The organism is Thermomicrobium sp., assembly GCF_053493975.1.
Genome location: NZ_JBRBZA010000073.1, coordinates 43,226 through 69,333, shown reverse-complemented (window position 1 = coordinate 69,333; position 26,108 = coordinate 43,226). Strand labels below are relative to the sequence as shown.

Below are 26,108 nucleotides of genomic sequence, written 5' to 3'. Positions count from 1 at the left end.
CTCCTCATGTCAGAACGACCGACGACGCTGGAACACGAGCGATCCCAAAACCAGCGCGATGGAGGCGAGCAGCATCACGGTAGACAGCGCGTTGACATCCGGCGTGATTCCGCGCCGTACTCGGCCGTAGATCTCGAGCGGCAGCGTCGTCGAACCCACGCCGGCCGTGAAGAAGGTGATGACGAAGTCGTCGATCGAGAGGGTGAACGCCAGCAGCGCCCCGGCGATGATGCCCGGCATGAGGAGCGGAAGCGTGATGTGCCGGAACGTCTGCCACTCGTTCGCACCGAGATCCTGAGCTGCCTGCTCCAGCGTGCGATCGAAGTCTGCCAGACGGGCGCGCACGACGACAGCGACGAAGGGGAAAGAGAACGCGATGTGGGCGATCGTGATCGTCCCTAGGCCAAAGTTGAGCTTGAGGCCGAAGAACTGATCCAGCCAGGTGAATACCAGATTGAAGAAGACCAGCAGGGCGATCGCCATCACGATCTCGGGCACGATGATCGGTAGATACATTGCCGCTTCGTACATGCGCTTGACGCGAAAACGCGTGCGTTCCAAGGCGAGCGCAGTGAGCGTTCCGATCACCGTCGAGACGATCGTCGAGACCAGAGCGATCACCAACGAGTTCTGCGCAGCGACTCGGACGCGTTCATCGGCGATCATGCGCGCATACCAGTCGAGCGTGAAACCCATCCAGACTTGCATCTGGCGGGAAGCATTGAAGCTGAAGATCGACATGACGATGATAGGGGCGTACAAGAAAATAAAGGTCAGTAATACGTTCAGATTGAGCACTGTCCACCCGAAAGAAAAACGGCGCTTCTTCCGCACCATCGTAGATGGTCGTGCCGTTGCCAAGGTACTCATATCCGCCGCGTCTCCCCGATCCGGAAGTAGAGCATGGTGGCCGCGAGGACGATCGCCATCAAGACGAACGAAATCGCTGAACCGAAGGGCCAATGTCGGACGGTCAGGAACTGCTGATTGATCAGATTGGCGATCATGACTACCTTGCCGCCCCCGAGCAAGTCAGGGGTCACGAACGCACCGACTGACGGAATGAAGACGAGAATCGAGCCAGCGAGAACACCGGGAAGGGTGAGAGGAAGCAAGATGCGCCAAAAGACATGCCACGCATTCGCGCCGAGATCTTGCGCGGCCTCGACGAGCGTGAAATCGAATTTCTCGATCGATGCATAGATCGGCAGGATCATGAAGGGAAGATAGCCGTAGACGAGTCCGAGCACGACAGCGAAGGGAGTGAAGAGCATGGAGAGCGGACGATCGATCAGCCCCAGCCACTGGAGGGCATTGTTGATGAGCCCATCAGCCCGCAAGAGGAGCATGATCGCGTAGGTACGTACCAGAAAGTTGGTCCAGAATGGGATCAGGACGAGAACGAGGAGTGCATTGCGCCAGCGGCGTGAACTCCGAGCGATGACGAAGGCGAAAGGATAACCGATGACGAGACAAATGACCGTGGTGAGCAAGGCGAGCCATACCGATACGAGAAAAACGCGAATGTACAGCCAGTCGAACAAGCGAGCGTAGTTCTCGAGCGTAAAAGCCCAGGCGACCGCTCCATAGGGGCCACGGTGCGCGAAACTGTAGGCGAACACGATGGCTACAGGCAATAAGAAGAACAGGAGAAGCCACAAGCCACCCGGCCCGGCGAGGAAGAGAGCGCGCAGTCTTTCGCTTTGACGGATCCGCTCATTGGCGCGTTCGTGCCAGCCGAGGGAACGCTCTTGGACTCGTACACGGTCGACGGTGCTCATCCTGGCGTTCCTCTCGTGCTACTCGGTGAGTATCCGCGCCGCATCGGTGGCCCAAGTGAGCGAGACAGGAGTCCCGACTGGCAGGAGCAATCCCGCGTCCAACCGGTTGCGGTCGTTCTGACTGCGAACGCGGATCGTCGTGTCGTCACTCACCCGGACGACGTAAAACGTGTCGGTTCCGATATAGATCACTTCTTCGATCCTGCCCTGCAGGAGTCCATTAGCTTCCGGAGCCTCGACCGGAACGAGTCGAACCTTCTCGGGGCGAACAGCGACTGTGACTTCTTGGCCGACTGTGAGCTGACGGTCAGCAGGAACCTCGACGGGGAAGCGATCGGCGAGCAGGACGGTTGCCGCCGACGGATGCGCAGCTTGGATAGTCCCACGCAGGAAGTTCGATTCGCCGATGAAGTCGGCGACGAACCGCGACGCTGGTCGCTCATAAATTTCCATCGGTGTTCCTACCTGCAAGACGCGCCCGGCATTCATCACCGCGATCCGGTCCGACATGGTCAGCGCCTCTTCTTGATCGTGAGTGACATAAATGAATGTGATCCCGACTGTCATTTGAAGGTGCTTGAGTTCGAGTTGCATTTCCTTGCGCAGCTTCAGATCGAGCGCTCCGAGCGGCTCGTCGAGCAAGAGGACGCGGGGCCGGTTCACCAGTGCTCGGGCCAAGGCCACGCGCTGCTGCTGTCCGCCGGAGAGCTGCCGTGGGTACCGCTCCTCCATGCCGCTCAAGCGGACCAGGTGAAGCGCTTCGCGAACTCGGCGCGCGATCTCGTCGCGCGGGATGCGCTTCATACGCAAGCCGAAGGCGACATTGTCGAAGACCGTCATGTGGGGAAAGAGCGCATAATTCTGGAAAACGGTGTTCACGTTACGCCGGAACGGGGGCGTATGACCCATCCGGCGACCCTCGATGAACACCTCACCCGCACTCGGATGCTCGAACCCGGCGATCATGCGTAGCGTGGTCGTTTTCCCGCAACCCGAAGGACCCAACAGGGAGAAAAACTCTCCCTGATAGATCTGGAGCGAGACCCTATCGACTGCGACCACGCCGTTCTCGAAAACCTTGGTGACGTCGAGCAGTTCAACGTCGATCGGGCGCTCCAACGGTTCCATCCCTCCCATGCCGCTCGCGCATGCTGTCTCCGTCGCCAGGCTTGTCGGCGTCATGTTCATTCTATACCGAACCGTGTTGCTGTCGACAAGCGCTTTCGGCCTCCTCGAATGTCGTCGATCGGAGAATCGGCCAACAGGTTCGCTGCGTGATGATGAGCGAACTCGGGTACCAGTGCTCGCGAACTTGCCCGACTAGGTAGAGTGAGCCAGTGACGACGATGAGATCATCCGGTTGTGCCATTTCGAGGACGAGGGCGAGCGCCTCAGCTGAATCGTCGACAGTGACCGCCTGCGTTCCTTGCGCCTGGCAGACCGTTGCGAGCTCGACCGGATCGGCTGCGGTTCGCAAGAATGCTCGTGGGGTGGTGATCACGACCATGTCGACAGTGCTCGCCAGCATGGCGGCCATCGTCAGCGCATCGTGTCCTTCAAGGACACCGAAGAGAGCCAGTCGACGCCCTTGCACGGACAGTGTGCTCAGCGCTTCGAGCAGAGCCGCCATTTTTTGCGGGTTATGCGCTCCATCGAGAATGACGAGGGGTGTCCTCTGGATGATCTCGAAGCGCCCAGGGAAGCGGGTGGTCGCCAAGCCGCGTGCGATCGTTTCGTCATCGATCCGGCCTCCGGTGCGATCGGCGAACGTGCGGACGGCAGCGACAGCCAGTGCCGCATTGCGTGCTTGATGCGATCCAAACAAACCGATCGGAAAGACGTGCCCGGTGCGGTGGTCTGAGAGTCTCGTACCGAGGCCGGTCGAGAGGACACGATAGTCGTTGCCTTCGCGCACGACCGTGAGGGATGTACCGACGGCCTCGGCCTCCGCTGCAATGATGGCGAGCAACTCGGGATCAGTGACTCCCGTGATGGCGGGGCGACCTGGCTTGATGATGCCCGCCTTGTGCCAGGCGATGTCGCGGATCGTCGGGCCGAGCGTGCGGACATGATCGAGCCCGACAGAGGTGATCACCGCGACTTCCGGGAGGACGACATTGGTGAGATCGAACCGCCCTCCGACGCCGACCTCGATCACGGCGACATCTACCCGCTCCGATCGCAACGCCTGAAAGACGAGCGCAGTCCAAAATTCGCCGTAGGTGAGTGGTTGACCACCTCGGGCGACCCACGAGCGAACCGCTTGGTCCAGTGTGGAGACCTCCTGAGCGAAGCGCTCCGGTGCGATGAGTTGCCCAGCGATCTGGAGCTTTTCGGTCTCTACCTGCAAGTATGGAGAAGTGTGCAAGCCTGTGCGGTATCCAGCGACATGCAGAATGTTGGTGATGAAGGCAGCGGTCGAACCCTTGCCCGAGGTGCCAGTGACGTGGATGACGGGATAGACCCGGTGCGGATTGCCGAGGTAGGCGAGGAAGTCGCGCAGCCGTTCCAAGCGGCGCTGGGCGCGCAGTCGGACGATCTCTGGCGGGGTCCCAGGAGGGGGGCCGGGTGGAGCTTGAATGAGTGCCCGAAGGTACCCGGTCGCCCAGCGATAACGTGCGTCGGGCGCGGACGCGTCGCTCATCGCATCCGACTCCTTCTGTTCGACTGGATACGGTTAATCCGACGATTCTGACAGCCGGTGCAAGCGAAGGATGACGTCTGACGATAGAGGAGAGATTCCTGCCTGGCGATTCTTCGCACTCGGTGCGATCGGCAGCGCCGTTGGTTTCGGGTTCGTTGCCGGCACACTCGCGTTCGCAGCTCCTCTCTGCGCGTTTTCGCCAGGTAGGATAGCCCAGCTCGTCTCCCTGCATGGCCACGTACAACTGTACGGGTTCGCGATCGCGTTGACGATCGGAGTCGCCTAATGGTTTTTGCCACGGCTGTGGGGCCGCCCGAAACGCGGTGTCCCGTGGCTCGTCGGAACGTTCCTGTTCAGCGGTCTCCTGCTCCGCGTGTTCGGGTCGATCAACGACCGACCTCGGCTGGCTCTTGTGGGAGGTGGACTGGAGTTCGTCGCCTTCGTCCAGGCTGGATGGGACCTCGCTCGCTCGGTTGTGCACGCGCCGCTCGCTGGTAAGGCGCGTGATCCTGCTCTCGTGGTCAGCGTCATCGTGGCTGCTGTCGCGTCGCCGGTGGGAGTGGTGGCCGATCTGTGCGCGATGGTGGGCATTTGCACGAGCGGGCGGGTCGTCAGCGCGCTCGTCGGATTTTACGGTGTAGCTGTCCCGATCGCGTTGGGCATGACTGGGCGCCTGTTCCCCTTGTCTTTCCGGACGCGCGTTCCTCATCGAGGGTATCTGGCTTTAGCACTCATGGTCACGACGGGCGAACTGTGGTGGCGTGTCGGCGCGCTCGTCGCGAAATGGTCCGATGGGGTACGCTTCGGATGCGCCTTGCAGGGAGCGGGGCTCGTGGGAGCGATCGTGGCTCTGCGGTTGCTCGAACCGCGGCAGATTCGTCCGGCAGCCAAACGTTCGTTGTGGCAGAATCCCTACGCCTGGCTGGCGACGCTTGCGTACACAGCTTTGGGTATCGATGCTTTCCTGCTTCTCGGCGTGGCTTTGGGCGACGTTCAGGCAGCACCAGCGCTCGAGTGGCATCTGGTCGGTGTCGGCTACCTGATGGTGTTGATCAGTGCAATCGGCCCGTTGCTCCTCGCTGGTTTCGCTGGTGCACGCACGGGTGCGACTTGGACTGGCTGGGTCATCCTGGGATCAGTCGTCACGACGGCGAGCTTGCGGATCGGGGCCGCGCTCGCCCAAGGGGAGGTAGCTCGGTGGGCTGGTGCAGCGAGCGGGCTCGTCGGAGCGGCTTCTGTCCTCCTCATTGCTCGGCAGGCGCGAGTCCTTTCGCTCAGGCGGGGCCGCCGCACTCTGTCGTGTTCTGACGTGTTACGATACATGACGGTTGCGAAAAGAGAGTGCCGAATGGCACGGATGGGAGAACGCGAAGGATGAGCGAGCTGACACGCGAACGAGTGCTCGAAGCCCTGCGTCCTGTCCAAGACCCGGAACTGCATCGGAGCTTGGTCGACTTGGGCATGATCAAAGAGGTGACCATCGAGGGAGCGAGCGTCCGCATTCAGGTGGAGTTGACGACGCCAGCGTGCCCCTTGCGTGAGCGCATCAGGGAGGACGTCGTACGCGCGGTGCGTGCGCTTCCCGGTGTGCAGACGGTCGAAGTCGGGTTTTCGTCACGAGTCCGCGCGGCGGGAACCGGTTTACCTGATCGTCAGCCCATACCCGGAGTAAAGAACACGATCGCAGTGGCGAGCGGAAAGGGAGGCGTCGGCAAGTCGACCGTCGCGGTCAATCTGGCGGTCGCGCTGGCTCAGGAAGGAGCGACGGTCGGCCTCCTGGATGCCGATGTGTATGGCCCCAGCATTCCGCTCATGCTCGGAGCGGAGGAGCAGCCAGGGCTGGTGGACAACAAGATCATTCCGGGTCGAGCGTACGGTATCGCAGTAATGTCTGTTGGATACATTCTGGATCCGGAGAAGGCACTGATCTGGCGCGGGCCACTGGTTTCGCAACTCATCCGCCAGTTCTTGAGCGACGTGCAGTGGGGTGATCTCGATTATCTGGTCATCGACCTCCCACCGGGCACAGGGGACGTCCAGTTGACACTGGTACAGACGATTCCGCTGTCCGGAGCGATCATCGTGACCACACCGCAGGATGTCGCCCTCGCCGATGCGATCAAAGGTCTTCAGATGTTCCGCGAGGTCAAAACTCCGGTTCTCGGTATCGTCGAGAACATGAGCTACTTCGTCTGCCCCCACTGCGGTCATGTCGCGGAAATTTTCGGCTCGGGCGGCGGCGAGCGGGTCGCCAACAAGTACGGAGTGCCTCTCTTGGGGCAGATTCCGATCGATCCGAGTGTCCGGGAGGGCGGCGATCGTGGTGTGCCGGTCGTCGTCGGCCAGCCTGATTCGTCGACTGCAAAAGCTTTCCGGGAGGCGGCTCGTCAGGCAGCGGCTCGTCTTTCGGTCGAAGCCGTCAAAAAACCGCGCAAGCCGGTGGTGATGCTGCAACCCAAACGGTGAGGGGTACTACTCCTGCCGCGTATCGCCTGGAGATGCTAGGATCGCTCGCCAGGGGGAGGAAGGGTATGCGCTGCCAGTGGTGTGGTGGTGAAGTACCCGAGAAGGCTCGTTTCTGCCCATGGTGCGGACGGGCTCGCGTCGCGGGAGCCCGTGGTGAGCGGCGACGGGTGGTCATCACCGGTTTGGGGGCAGTGACGCCGCTAGGCTTGAGTGTGGAAGAAACGTGGCAGCGGATCCTGCTAGGGGAGTCGGGAATCCAACGGATCGAGCGGTTCGATCCGAGCGATCTGCCGGTGCAGATCGCCGGTGAGGTGCGCGGTTTCGTGCTCGGCGATTGGGTCGACGCCAAGACCGCGCGCCAGATGGCCATGTTCAGTCAGTATGCGGTGGAGGCAGCAGGTCAAGCGTGGCGGGATGCCGGTCTGGATCGTGGAGCGATCGATCCAGCACGGGCTGCAGTCGTGGTCGGGACGGGTGCGGGAGGCATGGCGACGATTTTGGAGACGCATGAACTGGCCCAACGCCGGGGCCTTCTGCGCATCTCGCCGCACTTCATGACGACGTTCCCACACAACATGCCGGCGTATCATCTGGCGCAAGCGTTCCGTTTCCTCGGTCCGAGCCTCACGGTTTCGACTGCCTGCGCGACCGGTGCCCAGGCGATCGGGGAAGCTGCGGAGATGATCAGGAACGGCGCGGCGGATGTTGCGTTGGCGGGGGGAACCGAATATTGCGTCTTCCCGCTCTTCATCGCGAGTTTCGCCGTGCAACGGGCTGCCTCCACCTGGAACGATCGTCCGGAAGAGGCCAGTCGGCCGTTCGATGCGGAGCGTCACGGCTTCGTGGTCGGAGAGGGAGCAGGCATCGTGGTACTGGAGGCGCTCGAGCACGCGCAAGCGCGCGGCGCTCGTATCTATGCCGAGCTCCTCGGCTATGCCTCGAGCAACGATGGATACCATCCGATCGCGCCTGATCCGGAAGGAAGTGGGGCAGCTCGGGCGATTCGGGCTGCTCTGGCCGATGCGGGTGTCGACCCGGAAGACGTCGATTACATCAATGCGCACGCGGCGTCGACGCCGCTCGGTGATCGGGCCGAGACGCAGGCGATCAAGGCGGTCTTCGGGGAGCGGGCCTACCGCATTCCGATCAGTTCGACGAAGTCGATGATCGGACACTTGATGGGTGCGGCTGGTGCGGTCGAATCGATCGTCACTATCCTGAGCATCCGTGATGGCATCGTGCATCCGACGCGGAACTACCGAGATCCTGACCCGGAGTGCGATCTCGATTATGTGCCGGAGGGGCCGCGTCGGCACACGATACGGGTCGCCTTGAAGAATTCGTTCGGTCTCGGTGGGCAGAATTGCTGTCTGGTTTTCGCGGCGTGGGATGGAGCGAGAGGGCCGGAACCGAGCGAGCCGAGCTCTCTGCGTTCGGAGTAGGAGGCTGTCATGCCCAAGGGCTATGCTCCGGTGAGCGGGCTCGAGAGCCCGCGTTTTGCTGGAATCCGCACCTTCGCCCGTTTGCCCCATGTCCGAGAACTCGTGGGAGTGGATGTCGCGATCGTCGGCGCACCCTTCGATACTGGCGTGACCTATCGCGTCGGGGCGCGGTTCGGGCCAGCTGCCGTGCGCGAGATGTCGGCGATGCTGCGGACCTACCATCCGTCACTCGATGTCGACGTCTACGAGGTCTTGTCGGTCGTCGATTACGGGGACTTGCCGGTCGTACCCGGTTATATCGAGGACAGCTATCAGCGGATCGAACAGGGACTATTGCCGCTCCTCGAGCACGATGTCGTCCCACTGGTCATCGGTGGTGACCACTCGATCACCTTAGCGGAGCTGCGCGCGGTCGCGCGTCGTTACGGCCGGGTCGGATTCATCCAGTTCGACTCGCACACGGATACATGGGACGAATATTGGGGCAAGAAGTACACGCACGGGACGCCCTTCCGGCGAGCGGTGGAGGAGGGATTGATCGAGACGGCCCGGGCGATTCAGGTCGGGATGCGTGGTTCACTCTACGGTCCGCAGGATCTCGACGAATCGCGGGAACTCGGCTTCGAGGTGTGGACAGCTGACGACGTTCGGCGCACCGGACTGGGCGCGGTGATCGAAGCGATCCGGCGCCGAGTCGGCCAGGGGCCAGTCTTTGTCAGCTTCGACATCGACTTCCTCGATCCGGTGTATGCGCCAGGTACCGGGACACCGGAGGTCGGAGGATTCACGACGCGTGAAGCGCAAGAGCTCTTGCGTGGACTGGTCGGTGTGAACATCGTGGCAGCCGATATGGTCGAGGTGCTGCCCGCCCATGACGTGAGCGGCGTCACCGCCTTGGCTGCAGCCAACCTGTTATTCGAGATGCTAGCCGTTCTGGCCTTCAACCGGCGCGGGATGACTGGCTGAGCTGCGTGCTTCTTGGAGTGGTGTGGCGAAGTCGTTCGTGAGGACGATCGATGGACGAGCGAGAAGAGCAGAATCGGGCACGGTGGCGTCCCCGTTTCAGCGGACTCCGTACCTTCGCGCGTTTTCCCTACCGTGCGGAACTGGTGGGGGTCGATGTGGCGATCGTCGGGATTCCCTTCGATTGCGGTGTCACCTATCGCCCCGGGGCACGTTTTGGGCCGGCAGCTGTGCGCGAGCATTCTTCCCGCATCGAGCAGTATCACCCGCCACTGGACGTGGATGTGACCGAGTACTTGACGGTGATCGACTACGGTGATACGCCGGTCGTCCCGATGGAGACGCTGGAATCGTACCAGCTGATCGAGGAGACGATCTGGACGGTCGTGGAGGCCAGTGTGATCCCGGTCGGGATCGGTGGTGATCACTCGGTGACCCTTCCTGAACTGCGGGCAGTCGCTCGTCGATTCGGCGCTCTCGCGTTGGTGCACTTCGACGCGCATGTCGATACGTGGGACACCATCTGGGGAACGCGGTACAACCACGGCACACCTTTCCGTCGGGCAGTCGAAGAGGGGGCGGTCGACCCAGTTCGCTCGATTCAGATCGGGATTCGCGGTTCGCTCGGTGAGCGCGGGGAGCTCGAGCAATCGCGCGAGCTCGGCTTCGAGGTGTGGACTGCACGCGACGTGCGACGGGCCGGCATGCAACGTGTTCTCGAAGCAGTCCGTCAGCGGGTCGGACAGCATCCGGTCTTCGTCAGCTTCGACATCGATTTCTTGGATCCGGCGTTCGCTCCTGGTACTGGAACACCTGAAGTCGGCGGGTTCGCGATGTGGGAAGCACAGGAATTGCTGTGGGGCTTGGTCGGGCTGAATATCGTTGCAGCGGATGTCGTGGAAGTCCTGCCCGATCGGGATCCGGCGGGAGTGACGGCGTTGAACGCGGCGAACATCGTGTTCGACTTGCTCGCAGTGCTCGCAGCCACGAGGAGGGAGCGGCATGGTACAGCCGAGCGCGCCGAGTGAGCACATTCTCTTTGGGCGCGTGCCCAAGCGAGCTGCGCAAGTGCGCCCGACCGTGCCGATCGCTTTCCCGCTCGCAGAGGGCCAACTGCTCCAGATCACCGACGTGCAGGGCAAGCAAGTGGCTGATATGGTCGCCTTCAACCTGCACGACGTGCGCGAGTATCTGTCCACGTCGCATACTCGTGCGATCAATAATTCGCTCGTTCTCACTCAGGGGATGACGCTCTACAGCAATCGACGCAACCCGATGCTCGTCTTGCTGGAAGATACGGTCGGGCGCCATGACATCCTGTTTCCTGCCTGCGATCGTCGTCGGTATCTCGATGACTACGGTATACCTGACCATCCCAACTGCAAGGACAACTTCCTCGCCGTTCTGCGCGAGTACGGAATCGAGGAAGACGATATCCCAGATCCGGTCAACTGGTTCATGAACGTCGGGATCGTCGCCAAAGGGCGGTTCGAGATCCGCGAGCCACTGTCCGAGCGGAACGATTACGTGCTGCTGCGGGCACTCATGGATCTCGTCGTGGCGGTCTCGGCTTGTCCGCAAGACCAGAATCCGTGCAATGCCTTCAATCCGACCGATATTCTCGTCCGTATCTATGATTGACGACGCTCAGGCGAGGAAATGCAAAAACGTCAGAGGCAAGCGCTCAGCTGGTGGTATCTCGACCACCTGACCCTCGATCGCGACCGCGTGCGTGCCCGGGTCGACCTCGACGCGCGGTGAGGCAGTGTTGTAGCGCATGGCGTTTTTGAAGACGCGGCGGACATTGCGGACGGCCACGAGGCGACGCTGCAGTCCACTGCGCGTGAGGTGGCCCGATGGAGCGGCGACTGGTGCGACGAAGGCGACGCTCAGCGCGGCCGGAGCTCGACCGAGTCCGCCGAACATCGGTCGGTAGATCAATGGTTGACTCCAACGCGTCGAGCCCATTCCGTCGCCGACAGGCGCCCAGGCGACGAAGCCACCCTTGATGACTGCAACGGGCTTGGCGCCGAAAAAAGCGGGATGCCACAGGACGATGTCGGCGAGCTTGCCCGGCTCGAGGCTTCCGACTTCGTGATCCAATCCGTGAGCGATGGCCGGATTGATGGTGTACTTAGCCAGGTACTGGAGGATGCGCGGGTTGTCATCCCCGTTCCCGGTTGCCGGGTCGAAGCCATCACCGCGAATCTCCTTCATGCGATGAGCGAGTTGCCAAGTCCGGGTGATCACTTCACCGATCCGTCCCATTCCTTGCGAGTCGGAGGACATGATGGCGATGGCACCGAGATCGTGGAGCACATCTTCCGCTGCGATGGTGCTCGCTCGGACACGATCGCGCGCGGCGGCGAGGTCGCTCGGGATATCAGTGGCCAGTCGGTGGACCGCGATGATCATATCGAGCAACTCAGCCGTACTGTTGACGGAATAAGGAATCGTCGGGCTCGTCGACGAGCTGATGACGTTCGGCTCGGAGACGATTTCCAGGATATTGGGTACGTGGCCACCGCCCGATCCCTCCACGTGGTAGGCATGAATGGAGCGCCCAGCGATCGCGGCGATCGTCTCCCGCAGTGACCCAGCTTCGTTCAATCCATCGGTGTGGAGGGCAACCTGCACACCGGCTTGGTCGGCGATGGTGAGGCACGCATCGATGACCGCTGGGAAAGCGCCGACATCTTCGTGGATCTTGAATCCCGCGCAACCGGCTTCTAGGTGCTCGACTAGTTGGACGGTGTCGGAGGAGCCGCGACCGAGTACGGCGAGGTTCAGCGGGATCGTCTCGAAAGCTTCGAGCAGATGAAGCAAATTGTTCACCGGGTTGACACCGAGGTCCCAGACACCGCCGGAACCCTGGGCGACGAGCGTCGTGATGCCGGCGCTGAGTGCAGCGGGGACGACGCTCGTGGAAGAGAGGTGCACGTGGGCATCCACCCCACCGGGCGTGGCGATCAGTCCCTCACCCGGGACGACTCCAGTGGCATTGCTGATGAGAACCTCGACGTCCTCCATGACGTCCGGATTCCCGGCCCGGCCGACAGCGACGATGCGACCGTCCTTGATGCCGATGTTGCTCTTGAAGATGCCGAGAACTGGGTCCATCACGATGACGTTGGTGATGACGAGATCGAGCTTGCTGGGGCCGTGGTCGCGCCCAGCCAGCATGCCGTCGCGAACTGGACGACCGAAACCGACGAGCGGCTCGAAGCCGGGCAGGGTGTCGTCCCGCTCGATACGCGCGTACAGGTTGGTGTCGGCGAGCCGGATACGGTCGCCTGCAGTAGGGCCATACCAACGAACATAGTGTCGGCGTTCGATCCGGATCGGCATGACAGTCGTCACTCCTCCGGTTCGTGACAAAAGCCGCGCGCGATCATCTGTTCGATCAGTGCCTCCAGGTCGACCTCGTCGAGGGGACCATCGACCAAACCGTGAAAACCGCGCACGATCCGCTGGCCGCCGATCGGTACGACCGGGACTTCGACGGTTTCGCCTGGTTCGATGCGTACCGACCAACCGACTGGGAGGTCCGGTCGCATACCGAACCCCTTACGGCGGTCGAAACAGAGTGTGGGGTTGGCCTCGAAAACGTGGAAGTGGGCCGTGAGGTGGACGGGAACGGTGCCGCGATTCGTGATACGCAGCCGGGTGACGGGAAGGCCGGCATCGATTTCGATCGGATCAGGACCAGGGATGATTCCGCCCGGCGGGACAGGATGCTCGATCATCGGATGGGATTCCTGAGGGTCACGAGGCGCGTCCCGTCGGGGAAGAGCGCGTCGATGTAGAGAACGGTGAGCATTTCCGGAACACCAGGGAGAACGTCATCGCGGGTGAGAAGGGAACTGGCATGCGCGACGACCTCCTCGTAGGAGCGACCAGCGCGTGCTTCTTCATAAACTTCGTCGCAGAGAAGGGCAGCAGCCTCTGCATAATTGAGCTTGATCCCGCGTGCGCGGTGACGACGGGCGAGTTCGGCCAAGGTGAACACGGTCAACCGGTCGAGCTCTTTCGGGGTCACGTACATGGCTCGTGCTCCCGCGACGAACGCGCGATTCGGTAGGAGCTGTCTTGCGGGGATGAGGCATCGGTCAGCACTTCCAAGCGAGTTCGATAGGGAATACGGTATTGTCGCATCAGGTTGGCGACATTGACTCGGCGGTAACCGGACGGCAGCAAGGGGACGCGGTGACGGGAAAGAGCGAGCTTGGTCGGGAGGAAACGACCGAGTTTCCCTCGTCGGATGGCTTCCGCGAGAAGATCGAGGTCGGCCCGTCCCGGCACGTCCTCGATAGCAATGTCCGGCGGCCCGGCTAGTGGATCACGCTCGAGCCAAATATAGAGTCGTCGTTCGGCCACGATATGCTCCATCTACCCCGGCACGACGAGAGAGGGCGCGGGTCAGGAGGTGAAGGGAATCCAGGACTCCGCTTTAGGAAGCGGGAGATCGTCGCTCTGTCCGGCAGCAGGCTGCAAGCGAAGCAATGCCTCGATGTCGCTGCGGCGGTACAGACGTTCGCGCCGAATCCCGCGCCGGTAGCTCCGCAGACGACCACGACTCGCGTACGCGTAGAGCGTCTCGCGCTTGACGCCGAGCAGAGCTGCAGCCTCGTTTGCCGTGAGATACTCGACACCATCGATCTTGATCATCGATCGCTCCCGTCATTCCCCGCAGCAGTGCAGTATAGCCATGCTCGCTGTTCCTTGTCCATCGCGGGCTGGTCAAGGGTGTCGTTTCCGTGGGGCGCGGTGTTCCCTTTCGTCTCTGCCTTCTTCCATCCTGCGAGGAAGAATCGCTGGGCTGGACGGTGCTGGGGCGAACGGTGGGCTCGGAAACGGTGTGGACCGGTACCTGATGCAGCTGCCACGAGGTACATGAAAACGAGCGGAGTCGACGGCTCCCGTTTCTCGCGGGATCGGTCAGTCACGCTGGCGCGTTACCCCCTTCTCCTGCATTCTCGGGAGCGGACTCGGGTTGGTGCCGTCCGTGCAGGGCGATACCGAGACCAATGCTCCGTCTGGTGCGTCGAACTCGCGAGAGGGGGACTGTACCTCGACCGTCCACGTCGACCGAGAGTACGCGATGTCGCCGGAGCTACGTGGATCGGCTGGTACCGAGTGAGGTCGGCGTGGAGCAGCTGACGGTCTCGCTTCCCTGCATGCCATCGGGCTGATCGAGCTGTACGTGAGGGCAGCTCTGTGGTAGACTGAGGTAGTGTGCCGGTACGGAATTGCCGTACCAATCCAGTTGCACCGAAGGGGTGTGAGGTCAGGTGGCGAAGTCGGTTCATGTCGAGCTGCGCGAGAACGAGAGCTTCGACGCTCTCCTGAAGCGGTTCACCAAGGAACTGCAGAAGGCCGGGGTGCTCCGTGATTACCGAGCCAAGCGGCATTATGTGAGCAAGTCGGAGCAGCGTCGGGCCAAGATCCGTAAGGCCGAGCACCGGCGGCGGCGCAAGCTCGCGAAGCTCGCCAAGAAGGGCCAACTCGGGCTCTGAGTGTGGAGCGATCTCAGCGAGGCGTGCACTCGCAACCGAGGGGTTCGGCTTGGGAAGGTTTGGTACGCCAGACGTGGCTGTTGCCGTTGGCGACAGTCACGTTTTTCCTTTTCATTGCCGGGTCTATCGCCGCGGTGACGATGTGGTCCGCTGCACCATGGATCATCCCGCTACTGGCGGTCCCATCCCTCATCGTGACGTGGTTGGCACTCGCTGTCGCGCTCGCCGACCTGATGAAGCGTCCGGCTCACCGTTTTCCCGGGGGACGATGGTTTTGGATTCTGCTCGTCGCCTTACTGAACGTCGTGGTCTTCTTGCCGTACTGGCTCCTCGTCGCCCGTCGACCAGCAGACGAGGGCTGATCGCGAGGTCGCCGCGCTTGCCCGGAACGCTGGGAACCGAAGAACGGCATCTGTCGCTGGACGATTGACAGCAGTAACCGCCGAGCTGTGAAGAGTCGCGCTTCCAGCGACGGCGATCGAGTCACGTGCCTTGCGGACGCTTTGCTAGGTTCGATCTTTGCGACCCTGCGCCCATTGAGACGCAGTCTCCGTCCTCGAGCGAGCGAGAACGCGAGAGGCTCACACTGGCCAACCCTCCAAGCGCCAGGCAGCGTCCCAGAACATCCACTCGTAGCGCGCAGTCGTGACGAAGTGAGTCCGGATGGGTTGCCGGCGCGACTCCGGGAGGTCGGTCACCACCTGGTCAGCGACATCCAGTACCGCTTGTACGACAGCTGCGTACTCTTCCGACGCATAGGTGTCGATCCACTTCTGATACAGCGGGTTCGGTGAACCGGATCGTTCCAAGTGCTTGCCCACTTCCCAGTAGATCCAGTAACAGGGGAGCAGTGCACCGATGACCTCCTCGAACGGTCGCTCATAAGCGACCCGCAAAAGGTAGGACGTGTACGCGAGGTTCGTCGGCGCGTACGGCGTGCGTGCGATCTCGTCGGGAGTAAGTCCCCATGCAGCGAAGAAACTCTCATGCAAGGCGCGCTCCACGACCAGCGCCACTTTGGCATGGTCGGCAAAGAGCTCGCACCATGTGTCGCGCGGTGCCTTGGCAGCAGCCAGCGCGAGACAGCGCGCATAGTCTTGAAGATACAGTGCGTCCTGCACGACATAAAAGCGAAAGGCTTCTTCGGGTAAGGTGCCCTCGGTCAGACCGACGAGGAAGGGGTGAACGAGGATCGCCTGGTAGATCGAATCGATCGAGCGCCAGAGTTCCTGGGTGAAAGCGACCATTATCCGCTCCTTTCGCTAGATGGGCCAAGTGGTGCCCGTATAGACCATGTCCCAAAAGAGGTACTCGTAGCGAGCAGTGGTCACGAAGGCAGCCCGAATAGACGGTCGGTCTTGGGTGGTGGCCCGCGCCGCGAGCTGCTCACCGAGCCAGTCGACCCAGGTCGCGAATTGTGGACTCGTCCAGTTTTCGATCCAGCGCGCATAGGTCGGCGCGAGGCCGAGTCGAGCCCTGACCATGGACCAGGCGTCGTAATACGCCTTCTCCGCGCCCCAGAGAACAGCGAGAGATTCGAGCAACGATCCTGTTGCCGCGGTGGCCAGGAGAAAGGACGTGTAGCCGAGACACACCGGCGTCGGCTCGACAGCGAGCGAGAGACCGTGCTGGTGCGCGTACTCTTCGAAAATGGTCAGCTCATTGCGAAAGGCGACGGCTGCGTCGAGCAATCCGCGCCGAAGATCCTCATCCGGCGCGCGAGCGATCAGGAGGGCCAGGAAGCGGATGCCGTCCTGGACGAAGCGGTAATCCTGCTGAACCCAGAAATGGAATCGCTCGCGAGACAGTGTTCCGTTCGCGAGTTCGTGCAGGAAGGGATGCTCGATCATCGCTTGCCAAATCGGTCGTGCTTCGGCGAGCAGTTCGTCGAGCAAGGTGCTGGGCATGGGATACCTCCTGAGCGTGCTGTGTCTTATCTCGTGACCCTGGGGGAATCAGACGGAGCGGGAGCCTCCCTTCGCTGGCGTTACCCAGATCAGGTCGGTGCCGGTCGGTGGCGGAATCCTGAGCCACCCTCTCAGCCCGGTTCACCCGAGCTCCCGGGGCGTCTTGCGCGAAGTGTACCGTATCGTGCTGAGCGGACCGTGTCAAGCGGTCGAGTGCACGATGTGCTTGGTGCCGAGGAGCAGGTGCTGCCAGTGTGTCGTCGCGATCCGGTTGTCGTCAGCCTGGTGGCGTCGCTCACTTGCCCGGACACGGGACGACTGCGCGTTCGAGCGCGACCGGTCGGCGTTTCTCCGCACGAGACATGATGCAGCTCGGAAAGCAGTAATCACCGTCAGCACTCGACAGTGCTACAGGTGGCGAGTGCGTGCCCGCGTCACGACGACTCATCTCGTACCTTCCTTCGGTACACGGATCAGCCGAGTGACCGCCGAGCGCGGAAGAAGCGCCGAACTGGTCGCTATACTAAGGCCGAGGTGCTGTGCCCACCGGCACAGGAAGACGGCGACAGGGGGGATCATGAAGGGGGTCGTTCTCGCGGGAGGACTCGGGACGCGGCTCTACCCGCTGACCTTCGCGACCAACAAGCACCTCCTGCCGGTTTACGACCAGCCGATGATCTACTATCCGATTCAGACGTTGGTGAAGGCTGGCATCGACGAGATCATGGTCGTGACTGGTGGTCCCCATGCGGGTGACTTCTTGCGCGTGCTGCGGAATGGCCGGCATCTCGGTGTGCGGCATCTCGAGTACGCGTATCAGGAAGAAGAACGAGGGATCGCGGATGCGCTCAGTCTCTGCGAGGAATTCGCTGATGGTGAGCATATCTGCGTGATCTTGGGCGATAACACGACGGACGCCGATATTCGTCCTGCAGTCGAGAGTTTCACGGGCGGGGCACTGATTTTCCTCGCGCGCGTGCCCGACCCGCACCGCTTCGGCTGCCCGGTCTTCGATCCGATGGACCCGACGCGGATACTTCGGATCGAAGAAAAACCGCAGGAACCGAAGAGCCCGTACGCGGTGACCGGGCTCTACCTCTATGACAGTCGTGTCTTCGAGTTCATCCGCGAGCTAGAACCTTCCCCTCGCGGAGAACTCGAGATCACCGATGTCAACAACCGCTATCTCGAACTCGGCCTCTTGCGCTGGGTGGAACTCCAGGGCTTTTGGAGCGACGCGGGGACGTTCGAGAGTTTGCATCGTGCGAACCGATACTGGGCTGAGCGCCGCGGCTATCGTGACCCGGATCCTATTCTGCCGTCAGCGAGTCCTGCTGGGCGCAGCACGCAGTGACGTGGAGGAACGATGTTCAAACGCGAGGCAGCACGGGCGGCGGAGCTGATCAACGCAGAACTGGAGGCACTCGGTTACGGTCGTCGGACCTTGGAAATGCGCCCGATTCCGTTTCCTGGCGTCTGGGGAACGTCGACGACCGTCTGTTATCAAATCGCGAACGAACAGTTGGCCGAAGAAGTGGAGCGAGTCGCCGCTGGTCTTTCCAAGAAGGAAGCGAAGCGGCTGGTGCAAGAACGTGTGCGCGAACGGGCGCAGGCGATCGCCGAAGAGTTGGCGCGGCGCTTATCGAGGCATGCCGGATTCGCTCGGGTCGAAGCGATCAACGGCTACCTCAATATCGTTTATGACTCGAACCGCTTCGCGAACGATGTCTTGCGCACCGTCCTCTCCGAGGGCAGCGAGTTCGGGCGTGGCGAGGCTCGCGGCGAACGTGTGATGGTGGAATACTCACAACCGAACACGCATAAGGCTTTCCACGTCGGTCACTTGCGCAACGTGTGCCTGGGTAATGCACTGAGTCGCATTTTGCGCTTCGCGGGGTTCGACGTGTTGGAGGCCAACTACATTGGCGATATCGGTCTGCATGTGATCAAATGCCTTTGGTGCTATCTGCGATTTCACCAAGGAGAAGAACCGCCTCGCGAACGACGTGGGCGATGGCTCGGCGAAATTTATGCGGAGGCTGACCGGCGCCTGAGCTATCGGCAAGATGTCGTCGAACTCTTGAACGAGTTGGCGCGCGAGGATCAGGCCTTCGTGCAAGCCATCGATCGTATGCTCAAGGAGCTCTGGCGGGAACATAAGGTCGGCGAGGACATCGCGTACTTGTTGGGCCAGATCGCGCACGGACGCGAAATCAAGCCCGAGGCATTCTATGACGACCAAACGATCGTCAAGTTCTGGCCCATCGTGGGTCGTCAGCTGGAACAGGAACTGGCCGAGGCGCGCGCGAGCGACGAGGGGGAGAAGGCTGCGGAGCGCATCCACCGATTGGAAGAATGGTACGACCGCTGGCGCCGATTGGCCGCGACGCTCGACTGGTGGCCGCATGTCCCGCAATGGGAGCGCGAGGTCCGGGAGACTTTTCAACGTTGGGAGCGCAAGGATCCGGAATTCGTCCGGCTCTGGGAAGAAACGCGCGCCTGGAGTATGGAGGAGTTCTACCGGATTTACGAGGAACTCGATGTCCACTTCGACGTCTGGTTCTTCGAGAGCGAGGTCGAGGAGGAGGGGCGGCAGATCGTCCGCGAGCTTCTGGAACGGGGTATCGCGGAGATCAGTGACGGTTTGCCAGTCGTCAAGATCGACGAAAAGCTGGGGCTCGAGAAGGAGACGTACCGCACGCTTCCTATCTTGCGGTCGGACGGGACGACTCTGTACTCCACGAAAGACCTGGCCTTGACGAAGCGCAAATTCGAGCAGTACCACGTCGACCGTGCGATTTGGGTGGTGGACGTGCGGCAGACCCTGTATCTGCAGCAGATCTTCAAAGTGATGGAGCTGTGGGGCTTCCAGCAGGCAGCGAAGTGTTATCACCTGGCCTACGAAACGGTCATGCTGCCGAGTGGCGCCATGAGCAGCCGGCTCGGGAATGTGGTGCTGTACGAGGATGTGGCGCGCCAGGTGCTGGAGCGTGCGCTGGAAATCATCGAAGAGAAGAATCCGACCTTGCCACCGGAGGCAAAGGCAGCGGTCGCGCGACAGGTCGGGTTGGGTAGCCTCAAGTACGGAATGCTCTCGCGGGACAACAATCGCGTGATCGTTTTCGATATCGAGGAAGCCCTTTCCTTCGAGGGGCATGCGGCCCCCTATATCCAGTATGCCCACGCACGGGCCTGCCGGATTCTCGAAAAGGTCGATGCGTTGCCGGAGGGACCGTACGCGCTCGATGCTCTGACCCGCGAGGAGATCGATCTCATCGAGCAGATCGCGCTCTTCCCGGACGAAGTGCAGCGCGCTGCGGACGAATACAAGCCGCTCGTCATCGCCAACTACGTGTACGAACTGGCCAAGCGATTCAACGAGTTTTACCGCGTCTGCCCAGTCCTCCAAGCACCGGAGCCACAGCGGTCGGCACGATTGGCGATGGTCGCTGCGGCGCGGCACACACTGGCCAATGGCTTGCGGCTGCTCGGCATCGCTGCACCTGAGGTGATGTGATCCTCGTTGGTCGAGCCATTCAGGGTGTTGGAGTGGCTTCCGGCAGAGGAGTCGCCTGGGGCGGGGTCGATTCCGCGGTCGGCACCACCGTCGGTACTGGTGTGGGCGTCTCGTACGGAGTGGGGGTTACGGGCGGCGGAGTCAGGGCAGATTGGCCCCCTGGGGTCGGCGTGGTTGGAGTCGGTTCGGTCTCGACCGGTGCAGTCTCGGTCGGTTGCGGCGCGGTCGGTGCCTGTACTTCCGGTGGGGGTGTCTGCACGGGCTCAGCGAGATCAGGCGCTACTGGCTGAGCTGGTGGAGCGACCGTGGTGGAACGAACACGCGGTCGTGGCTGGCCCTCGCGGGGCGGGAACATCTCGTCGAGTATCGCCTGGATCGCTGGCCAGTTGGGGATGAGGTAGAAGGGCTGGCCAGGTTCCCAGTAACTGGTCGTCGCCTGGAGCAGCGTGAAGGAGCGGATGCGCTCGCGCGGAATTTCGCTGCCGAGTTTGGCCAGGGCGAGCACTTGCTGGGGGCTCAGATCGGTGCGGACCGTCTCGGCGAGCGCATCGACCAGCTGCGGGGCCTTGCGGAGCAGGTCGAGCCGTAGTCCCTGCTCGCGGAGTGCGCGAAGCACTTGCTGCTGCCGGTAACCGCGCGAGAAATCGTTGTCGTCGTGCCTCGTTCGCACATAGCGGAGCGCTGTCCGGCCATCCATGTGCTGGAGACCGGGAGCGAAGTAGATGCGAGTGTAGGTGTAGTCTTCACCAGGATACTCATCGTCCTTGATCGGTGCGGGAACATCCACGACGACGCCACCGAGCGTGTCCACGATGCGGACGAAGCCCTCGAAGTCGACCTCTGCGTAATAGTGAATCGGAATGCCGAAGTTGTACTCGATCGTTGCCCGGAGCAGACCAGGTCCGGTGAGGGACGAACTCATCCCGAGCGGATAGGCGGCATTGATCTTCTCTTGTCCATAACCAGGGATGGTCACGAGGAGGTCCCTCGGGATGGAGAGCAGCCCGACGTCCTTGGTGAGTGGATCGATCGTCACCACGATGATGGTATCGGCTCGGGGAACGTCTTCTGCTTCGCGGCGATCGACTCCGAGGAGAAGCACGTTGATACGATCTTTCTTGTCCCAATCGGGCAACTGAATCGCTGGGTCGTCTGGTGAGACCAGAACGACTTCCGGTGTCCCTTGGGCGTTGACGATGACGTTGGCACGCGGGACGGGTGTCGTGAACACGCGCTGATAGGCTCGCCAACTAGCCCAGGCGAGCGGGGCGAGGTAGGCACCGATGCCAGCGACGAAAACGAGAAGCAGAGTAGCTGCAAGGGCGGAGAGGGAGACGCGCCGGCGAGATGGTCGCGGCGGGACGCTTACCGGAGCCTCGCCCGGCTCGAAGGATCCCTGTCGAGCAGCGCGCAGTTGCCGAGCCGTGAATCGGGTCGGTGGCAGCGAACCATCAGGTGGACGATCGCTGGTCATGACTTCCCTCGGTTCTCAGCGAGCGCCGTTGCGCCGGGCAGCAGTATAGCAGCCGTCCGGAAACGGGTTCCGGTTGACGCGGTCGCCGTTCCGCACCATACTCGTGTCCGTACGATGACCGTCGCGGTCGCCGAGCATCGAACGGGGGAGACAGATGATCCTGTCGGATCGGGATATCATCGCCGCACTCAAGAGCGGCCGGATCAAGATCACTCCCGAGCCGGACTTGGAGACGCAACTCGGAGCGTGCTCGATCGACCTGCATCTCGGCAATACCTTCATGGTGTTCGAGCATTCGCGCTTCTCCTACATCGACCCGCGGCAACCGCAGTCGATCGGAGACGCGATGCGGACGATCGTGGTACCGGACGGCGAGCCGTTCATCATGCAGGCTGGGGACTTCGCGCTGGCCTCGACGCGAGAGTACATCGAACTCGCTGACGATCTCGTGGGGCGGCTCGAGGGACGGTCGAGCATCGCTCGGCTCGGCATCACGGTGCACAGCACGGCCGCGCTGTTCGAGCCCGGGTGGGCGGGAACCGCTACCATGGAGCTGTCCAATTTGGGACGCATGGCGGTCGCGCTCTATCCGGGTATGCGGATTTGCTCGTTTACGTTCGAGCAGCTGAGCTCGCCGGCAATGGTTCCGTACCGGATGAAACGCGGGAACAAGTACGCTGGGCAAAAGGATCCCAAGCCCAGCCGCCTCGCCGAGGAACTCAGCCTCGAGCAGCTGCGTGGTCGATGATTCCCTTCACGGCTCCTTGGCTGGAGTCGGTGTCACACCAGCCCGGTGATCCTCGTACCGCGCGAGGACGAAGAGCAGCGAGGAGAGCCGGTTCAAATAGGCGAGCAGATGCTCGTTGTGGATGTCCCCGTCATGGTAGAGTCGGGCGACGAGTCGCTCTGCTCGTCGCACGACGGTGCGCGCAAAATCCAATGCCGCACCGGCTACCGTATCGCCAGGTAACACGAAGTGACGCCCGATCGGGACACGAGCGCCCAGCGCGTCGATCGTCTGCTCCAAACGTTGCACGTGCTCTGCGGTGATCCGGTATTTTTCCTGCTCGATCCCGGGGGCGAAAGCGAGTTCCGCCATCATCACATAAAGGTCACGTTGTACATGAACCAAAGTTTCTTTCGTTTCTCCGTCTTGGGCGAGAGCCCGGGCGAGGCCGATCGCACAGGTGGCTTCGTCCAATGTGCCGAACGTCTCGGGGCGCGGTGCATACTTCGGGACGCGCCCCCCCAAGAGGTCGGTATACCCCTGGTCCCCTTTACCGGTATAGAGCACGGTGTGTCCTCCTCTCAGTCCGGTCGAGCGAACTGGCGAGCCGCGACGGTGATGAGCACGAGTCCCAAGCCGAGCACGATGGCTGCATCAGTGACTGGATCGAGCGGGTGCCCGAAAAGCGTGGCACCGAGCTGATCGATGACTGGTTGGGGAACGCCAGATGAGGAGAGGACGACGCGCCTGATCGCATCGATACCGTACGTGACCGGATCGAGACGTGTCAGGATGAGCAACCAGGTTGGTAAGTCGTTGAGCGGGTAGAGCGCCCCCGACAAGAAGAGCAGTGGCGTGACCAGGAAGTTCATGATCAGGCCGAACCCTTCTGTCGAACGCATGCGCGCTGCGATCAACAGCCCGATACTGGAAAGCGAGAAGGCGAGAAGGAAAAGAAGAGGGATCAAGAGGAGGATCGCACCGAGCGAGAGTCTGACGCCGATCACGGGGGCCAAAATGAGCAGAAGGAGCCCTTGAAACATCGCGGTCGAGCTCCCACCGAGGGCCTTTCCGATGACGATCGACCAGCGCGGTATCGGTGCGACCAACAGTTCCTTGAGAAAACCGAACTCTCGATCCCAGACGACGGAAACTGCACTGAAGATCGACGAGAAGAGGACCGACATACCGATGATGCCGGGATAGAGAAACTGCAAGTAGTCCGGGCCGAGCGTCGTCCCGCCGAGGTTACCCATCCAGGGAGAAAGACCGGCACCGAAGATGGCCAAGAACAGCAGGGGTTGAGCGAGGCCGCCAACGATGCGCGCCCGGTCGCGCCAGAAGCGGAGGAGATCTCGTTGCCAGAGCGTGAGCACGCCGATCGAGGCGCGCAGAAGCGGCGAGTGTGGCCGGGCTCGCTCGGCGAGTTCGATCGATGCCATACCGTCGTATCCTTTCGCTTTTCAGCGCCTCGTTCGTATCCGCTCGCGCAGCTGGTCGAGGCTCGAGGCTTCTTCGTCGCGGATCTGTCTACCAGTCAAAGCGAGGAACACGTCATCCAAGCTCGGTCGTCGCAAGCTGATGGAGCGGATCGGTACCGAAAGTTGTCGTACCAACTCTGGAATGAACGTATCGCCCTGCTCCACTTCGATGCGGAGCGACCCATCGACGACGAGGGGTTGGAGAGCGAAACGCTCGCGCAGCTCCGCGGCGGCTCGCGCGTCGTCGGCTGTGACCAGGACGATGATGTCTCGGCCGACGCGTGCCTTGAGCCGGTCAGGCGTGTCCAAGGCGATGATGCGGCCATGATCGATGATCGCTACCCGGTCACATTGCTCCGCTTCTTCCAAGTAGTGCGTTGTCAGGAATAGGGTGACGCCAGTCTCGCGACGCAACGTTTCCAAGTAGGACCAAATTTGTCGGCGCGTCTGCGGATCCAACCCGAGCGTCGGTTCATCGAGAAAAAGGATCTCGGGACGATGAAGCAATCCGCGAACTAGTTCGAGCCGACGTTTCATCCCGCCAGAGAATGTGCGGACGAGCTGGTGGCGACGGTCCCACAGCTCGACCAGGCGAAGAAGCTGTTCTGCACGTTGCCGCCAGAGGGTACCCGGGACTCCATAGACGCGGGCATGCAAAGCGAGATTCTCCCACGCGGTCAACTGGGTGTCCAGACTGGGATCCTGGAAGATGATGCCTATACGTTGGCGAACGCGGTCGGGTTCACGAACGACATCATGGCTCGCGACACGCGCTCGGCCACCGGTTGGGCGGGCCAGCGTGCAGAGGATGTTGATCGTCGTCGTCTTGCCGGCTCCATTGGGACCGAGGAAGGCGAAAAATTCTCCGTGTGCGACCGTGAAGTCGATTCCTGCGACTGCTGTGACGTCTCCGTACCGCTTGACGAGTTCATGCACTTCGATCGCTGCTGTCATCGGCGGTCGCTCCCGGTGGATCGCTTGCACACGCGTCGAAGTGTACCGCCGGTCGATGACCGGATGAGGAAGCAGGTGGCTACTCGAATCGGGAGCGGCCGAGCCGGATTCCCGAACCGTCGGTCAGATTTTTCAGTGGAGAGGGTCCCTGCTTACGGTTGTGCACTGGCGCAAGGAGCGAAACGGTCCTCACGACTCGATCGGCAGTTGGGTTCCTTGGACACCCAGTCGTCGACACCGGGGTCGTGTGCTCCTGAAACCCGATAGCAGGGCGAGCGAATCGTCGGATCGAGCGAACGACTTCGCGCGGTGAGCGAGGAAAAGGCGCGGTAGAAAGCTGGCATGGAATGAAGCGAGTCGCTCGTCGCGAGCCGAAAGGAGAGCCAAGAGCGCGTCGCCAGTGCGCGGCCGGTGGCTGCGAGACGAGGTGGCAGGACAGCGCCGCACTGCAGGGTGGGGGCGCGTCAGCTTTGGCCAAGTTGAGCAGCGATGCATCGCGCTCGCGTCGGAGCAAGCTGGCGCCGGGCGCCCGGGCGGCGGCAATGCCGCCGCTCCGGATGCCGCAGTCGCAGCATCTGAGCGATGGGCTCGACGGCGATCGCCAGCGCGGTGACGTGGGTGTGCCAAAGAACCAGACGCGTGATCCTGTACGCTTCGGTGGACTGCGAGACCACTCGCGAGCAGCGACAGGGTAGGCTCGTAGATCGGGCCGCTCGATGGATCGTAATGATGAGGATTGGGAGCGCCTTGTTACGGGATTGTAACCCGTTTTGTCGACATGTAGGAGATTGTGTCGGTGGAGAACCGGTAGACTACCGGGGGAGGGTAGGATGCAGTGGCGAATCCTCATCGCCTGGCTCGCACTACTCGTCGTGGGCGGAGCCAGCGCGACGCTTTTCTGGTCGAGTTTCAATCGGGTGGTCGGTGGGTTCGGAACCGGGCGTGATTGGCTTGGACTGGTGGGCGGGCTCTTGGGTGTGCTGGTGAGCGCGGTCGTGGCTCGCTGGTATCTCCAGCGTAGCGGCGCCCTGGTCGATGAGGTGGAGAAGCGTACAGTGGGAGGCGTGGCAGGGAAAGGAACGGAAAGGAGGGGACAGCATGGCGGGCGGAGCCGGTCAGAAAGATGAGCGACCCGAGCAGCATCCGGTCGGAACGTTGTTTTTGACACTGCTCATGCTGATCGTGATCGTAGGCATCTGGCTCACCGTCTATTTCGACATGCTGGGACGGGGGTGA

General features: G+C 61.9%; 29 protein-coding genes. 14 read left to right on the top strand and 15 right to left on the bottom strand.

Annotated features, from left to right (window positions below; translation table 11 throughout):
- Positions 1–9 precede the first annotated feature (9 nt).
- The 4 genes from ACWIVK_RS12060 to ACWIVK_RS12045 form a co-directional block, all read right to left on the bottom strand.
- The gene (locus ACWIVK_RS12060) at positions 10–870 is read right to left on the bottom strand and encodes an ABC transporter permease (protein ID WP_448576964.1); all 861 of its coding nucleotides are present in this window, start codon (positions 868–870) and stop codon (positions 10–12) included.
- A complete protein-coding gene (locus ACWIVK_RS12055) occupies positions 867–1,781 on the bottom strand; it encodes an ABC transporter permease (protein ID WP_448576963.1) in 915 nt (304 codons plus the stop codon). Before ACWIVK_RS12055 ends, ACWIVK_RS12060 begins: the two co-directional genes overlap by 4 nt.
- Before the next feature lie 18 nt (positions 1,782–1,799).
- Complete coding sequence (locus tag ACWIVK_RS12050) at positions 1,800–2,909, bottom strand: ABC transporter ATP-binding protein (protein ID WP_448576980.1); 1,110 nt, start codon at positions 2,907–2,909, stop codon at positions 1,800–1,802.
- Positions 2,910–2,970: 61 nt separating this feature from the next.
- A complete protein-coding gene (locus ACWIVK_RS12045; protein ID WP_448576962.1) occupies positions 2,971–4,425 on the bottom strand; it encodes a bifunctional folylpolyglutamate synthase/dihydrofolate synthase in 1,455 nt (484 codons plus the stop codon).
- Between the two features lie 70 nt (positions 4,426–4,495).
- On the opposite strand from ACWIVK_RS12045, the gene ACWIVK_RS12040 reads away from it, so the two are divergent.
- The 7 genes from ACWIVK_RS12040 to ACWIVK_RS12010 all read left to right on the top strand — a co-directional run bounded on the left by ACWIVK_RS12040 (position 4,496) and on the right by ACWIVK_RS12010 (position 10,937).
- Positions 4,496–4,711 (top strand): hypothetical protein, encoded by a 216-nt coding sequence (locus ACWIVK_RS12040; protein WP_448576961.1) that lies wholly within the window; start codon positions 4,496–4,498, stop codon positions 4,709–4,711.
- A gap of 6 nt (positions 4,712–4,717) precedes the next feature.
- Positions 4,718–5,803 carry a hypothetical protein gene (locus tag ACWIVK_RS12035; protein WP_448576960.1) on the top strand — a complete coding sequence of 362 codons (1,086 nt, stop codon included), beginning with the start codon at positions 4,718–4,720 and terminating at the stop codon, positions 5,801–5,803.
- On the top strand, positions 5,800–6,891 hold the full coding sequence (gene apbC, locus ACWIVK_RS12030; protein ID WP_448576959.1) for an iron-sulfur cluster carrier protein ApbC: 1,092 nt from the start codon (positions 5,800–5,802) through the stop codon (positions 6,889–6,891). Before ACWIVK_RS12035 ends, apbC begins: the two co-directional genes overlap by 4 nt.
- 65 nt (positions 6,892–6,956) lie before the next feature.
- Positions 6,957–8,333 carry a beta-ketoacyl-ACP synthase II gene (gene fabF / locus ACWIVK_RS12025; RefSeq protein WP_448576958.1) on the top strand — a complete coding sequence of 459 codons (1,377 nt, stop codon included), beginning with the start codon at positions 6,957–6,959 and terminating at the stop codon, positions 8,331–8,333.
- A gap of 9 nt (positions 8,334–8,342) precedes the next feature.
- Positions 8,343–9,299 (top strand): agmatinase, encoded by a 957-nt coding sequence (gene speB / locus ACWIVK_RS12020; RefSeq protein ID WP_448576957.1) that lies wholly within the window; start codon positions 8,343–8,345, stop codon positions 9,297–9,299.
- A gap of 50 nt (positions 9,300–9,349) precedes the next feature.
- Positions 9,350–10,324 (top strand): agmatinase, encoded by a 975-nt coding sequence (gene speB, locus ACWIVK_RS12015; RefSeq protein ID WP_448576956.1) that lies wholly within the window; start codon positions 9,350–9,352, stop codon positions 10,322–10,324.
- A complete protein-coding gene (locus tag ACWIVK_RS12010; RefSeq protein ID WP_448576955.1) occupies positions 10,299–10,937 on the top strand; it encodes a DUF1989 domain-containing protein in 639 nt (212 codons plus the stop codon). The genes speB (ACWIVK_RS12015) and ACWIVK_RS12010 overlap by 26 nt, the downstream gene beginning before the upstream one ends.
- A gap of 6 nt (positions 10,938–10,943) precedes the next feature.
- On the opposite strand, the gene ACWIVK_RS12005 is transcribed toward ACWIVK_RS12010, so the two are convergent.
- From ACWIVK_RS12005 to ACWIVK_RS11985, 5 genes are read right to left on the bottom strand one after another with little or no spacing between them, the layout of a single operon-like run.
- Positions 10,944–12,644: an urease subunit alpha gene (locus ACWIVK_RS12005; protein WP_448576954.1), complete on the bottom strand. Its 1,701-nt coding sequence runs from the start codon at positions 12,642–12,644 to the stop codon at positions 10,944–10,946.
- Positions 12,645–12,652: 8 nt separating this feature from the next.
- Positions 12,653–13,042, bottom strand: coding sequence for an urease subunit beta (locus ACWIVK_RS12000; protein WP_448576953.1), 390 nt, complete (start codon positions 13,040–13,042; stop codon positions 12,653–12,655).
- Entirely contained in the window at positions 13,039–13,341 is a 303-nt protein-coding gene (gene ureA, locus ACWIVK_RS11995; RefSeq protein ID WP_448576952.1) for an urease subunit gamma, read from the bottom strand. Before ureA ends, ACWIVK_RS12000 begins: the two co-directional genes overlap by 4 nt.
- Positions 13,332–13,673: a hypothetical protein gene (locus ACWIVK_RS11990; RefSeq protein WP_448576951.1), complete on the bottom strand. Its 342-nt coding sequence runs from the start codon at positions 13,671–13,673 to the stop codon at positions 13,332–13,334. The genes ureA and ACWIVK_RS11990 overlap by 10 nt, the downstream gene beginning before the upstream one ends.
- A gap of 42 nt (positions 13,674–13,715) precedes the next feature.
- On the bottom strand, positions 13,716–13,964 hold the full coding sequence (locus ACWIVK_RS11985; RefSeq protein WP_448576950.1) for a helix-turn-helix domain-containing protein: 249 nt from the start codon (positions 13,962–13,964) through the stop codon (positions 13,716–13,718).
- Between the two features lie 623 nt (positions 13,965–14,587).
- Between ACWIVK_RS11985 and rpsU the strand changes: the two genes are divergently transcribed.
- Positions 14,588–14,812 carry a 30S ribosomal protein S21 gene (rpsU, locus tag ACWIVK_RS11980; RefSeq protein WP_012641941.1) on the top strand — a complete coding sequence of 75 codons (225 nt, stop codon included), beginning with the start codon at positions 14,588–14,590 and terminating at the stop codon, positions 14,810–14,812.
- An 86-nt stretch (positions 14,813–14,898) separates the two neighbouring features.
- A complete protein-coding gene (locus ACWIVK_RS11975) occupies positions 14,899–15,174 on the top strand; it encodes a hypothetical protein (RefSeq protein WP_448576948.1) in 276 nt (91 codons plus the stop codon).
- A gap of 219 nt (positions 15,175–15,393) precedes the next feature.
- Here ACWIVK_RS11975 and tenA read toward each other — a convergent pair whose 3' ends face one another.
- Together tenA and ACWIVK_RS11965 are read right to left on the bottom strand one after the other, a co-directional pair.
- The gene (gene tenA, locus ACWIVK_RS11970; RefSeq protein WP_448576947.1) at positions 15,394–16,059 is read right to left on the bottom strand and encodes a thiaminase II; all 666 of its coding nucleotides are present in this window, start codon (positions 16,057–16,059) and stop codon (positions 15,394–15,396) included.
- 15 nt (positions 16,060–16,074) lie between these two features.
- Positions 16,075–16,719, bottom strand: a complete 645-nt coding sequence (locus ACWIVK_RS11965) for a TenA family protein (RefSeq protein WP_448576946.1) — start codon at positions 16,717–16,719, stop codon at positions 16,075–16,077.
- A 577-nt stretch (positions 16,720–17,296) separates the two neighbouring features.
- Between ACWIVK_RS11965 and ACWIVK_RS11960 the strand changes: the two genes are divergently transcribed.
- Both ACWIVK_RS11960 and argS read left to right on the top strand, forming a co-directional pair.
- A complete protein-coding gene (locus tag ACWIVK_RS11960; protein WP_448576945.1) occupies positions 17,297–18,073 on the top strand; it encodes a sugar phosphate nucleotidyltransferase in 777 nt (258 codons plus the stop codon).
- Positions 18,074–18,085: 12 nt separating this feature from the next.
- Positions 18,086–20,236, top strand: a complete 2,151-nt coding sequence (gene argS, locus ACWIVK_RS11955) for an arginine--tRNA ligase (RefSeq protein WP_448576943.1) — start codon at positions 18,086–18,088, stop codon at positions 20,234–20,236.
- 19 nt (positions 20,237–20,255) lie between these two features.
- On the opposite strand, the gene ACWIVK_RS11950 is transcribed toward argS, so the two are convergent.
- Positions 20,256–21,710, bottom strand: coding sequence for an LCP family protein (locus ACWIVK_RS11950; protein ID WP_448576942.1), 1,455 nt, complete (start codon positions 21,708–21,710; stop codon positions 20,256–20,258).
- Positions 21,711–21,864: 154 nt separating this feature from the next.
- On the opposite strand from ACWIVK_RS11950, the gene dcd reads away from it, so the two are divergent.
- On the top strand, positions 21,865–22,458 hold the full coding sequence (dcd, locus tag ACWIVK_RS11945) for a dCTP deaminase (RefSeq protein WP_012641950.1): 594 nt from the start codon (positions 21,865–21,867) through the stop codon (positions 22,456–22,458).
- A 6-nt stretch (positions 22,459–22,464) separates the two neighbouring features.
- Here the strand turns inward: dcd and ACWIVK_RS11940 are convergent, their stop codons facing one another.
- Genes ACWIVK_RS11940 through ACWIVK_RS11930 form a run of 3 tightly spaced genes read right to left on the bottom strand, consistent with a single transcriptional unit; the run spans position 22,465 to position 24,872 of the window.
- The gene (locus ACWIVK_RS11940) at positions 22,465–23,004 is read right to left on the bottom strand and encodes a cob(I)yrinic acid a,c-diamide adenosyltransferase (RefSeq protein WP_448576941.1); all 540 of its coding nucleotides are present in this window, start codon (positions 23,002–23,004) and stop codon (positions 22,465–22,467) included.
- Positions 23,005–23,018: 14 nt separating this feature from the next.
- Positions 23,019–23,879, bottom strand: a complete 861-nt coding sequence (locus ACWIVK_RS11935) for an ABC transporter permease (RefSeq protein ID WP_448576940.1) — start codon at positions 23,877–23,879, stop codon at positions 23,019–23,021.
- A gap of 21 nt (positions 23,880–23,900) precedes the next feature.
- Positions 23,901–24,872: an ATP-binding cassette domain-containing protein gene (locus ACWIVK_RS11930; RefSeq protein ID WP_448576939.1), complete on the bottom strand. Its 972-nt coding sequence runs from the start codon at positions 24,870–24,872 to the stop codon at positions 23,901–23,903.
- An 830-nt stretch (positions 24,873–25,702) separates the two neighbouring features.
- Here ACWIVK_RS11930 and ACWIVK_RS11925 point away from each other — a divergent pair.
- Positions 25,703–25,999, top strand: coding sequence for a hypothetical protein (locus ACWIVK_RS11925; protein WP_448576938.1), 297 nt, complete (start codon positions 25,703–25,705; stop codon positions 25,997–25,999).
- Positions 25,971–26,108 carry a hypothetical protein gene (locus ACWIVK_RS11920; RefSeq protein ID WP_448576937.1) on the top strand — a complete coding sequence of 46 codons (138 nt, stop codon included), beginning with the start codon at positions 25,971–25,973 and terminating at the stop codon, positions 26,106–26,108. Before ACWIVK_RS11925 ends, ACWIVK_RS11920 begins: the two co-directional genes overlap by 29 nt.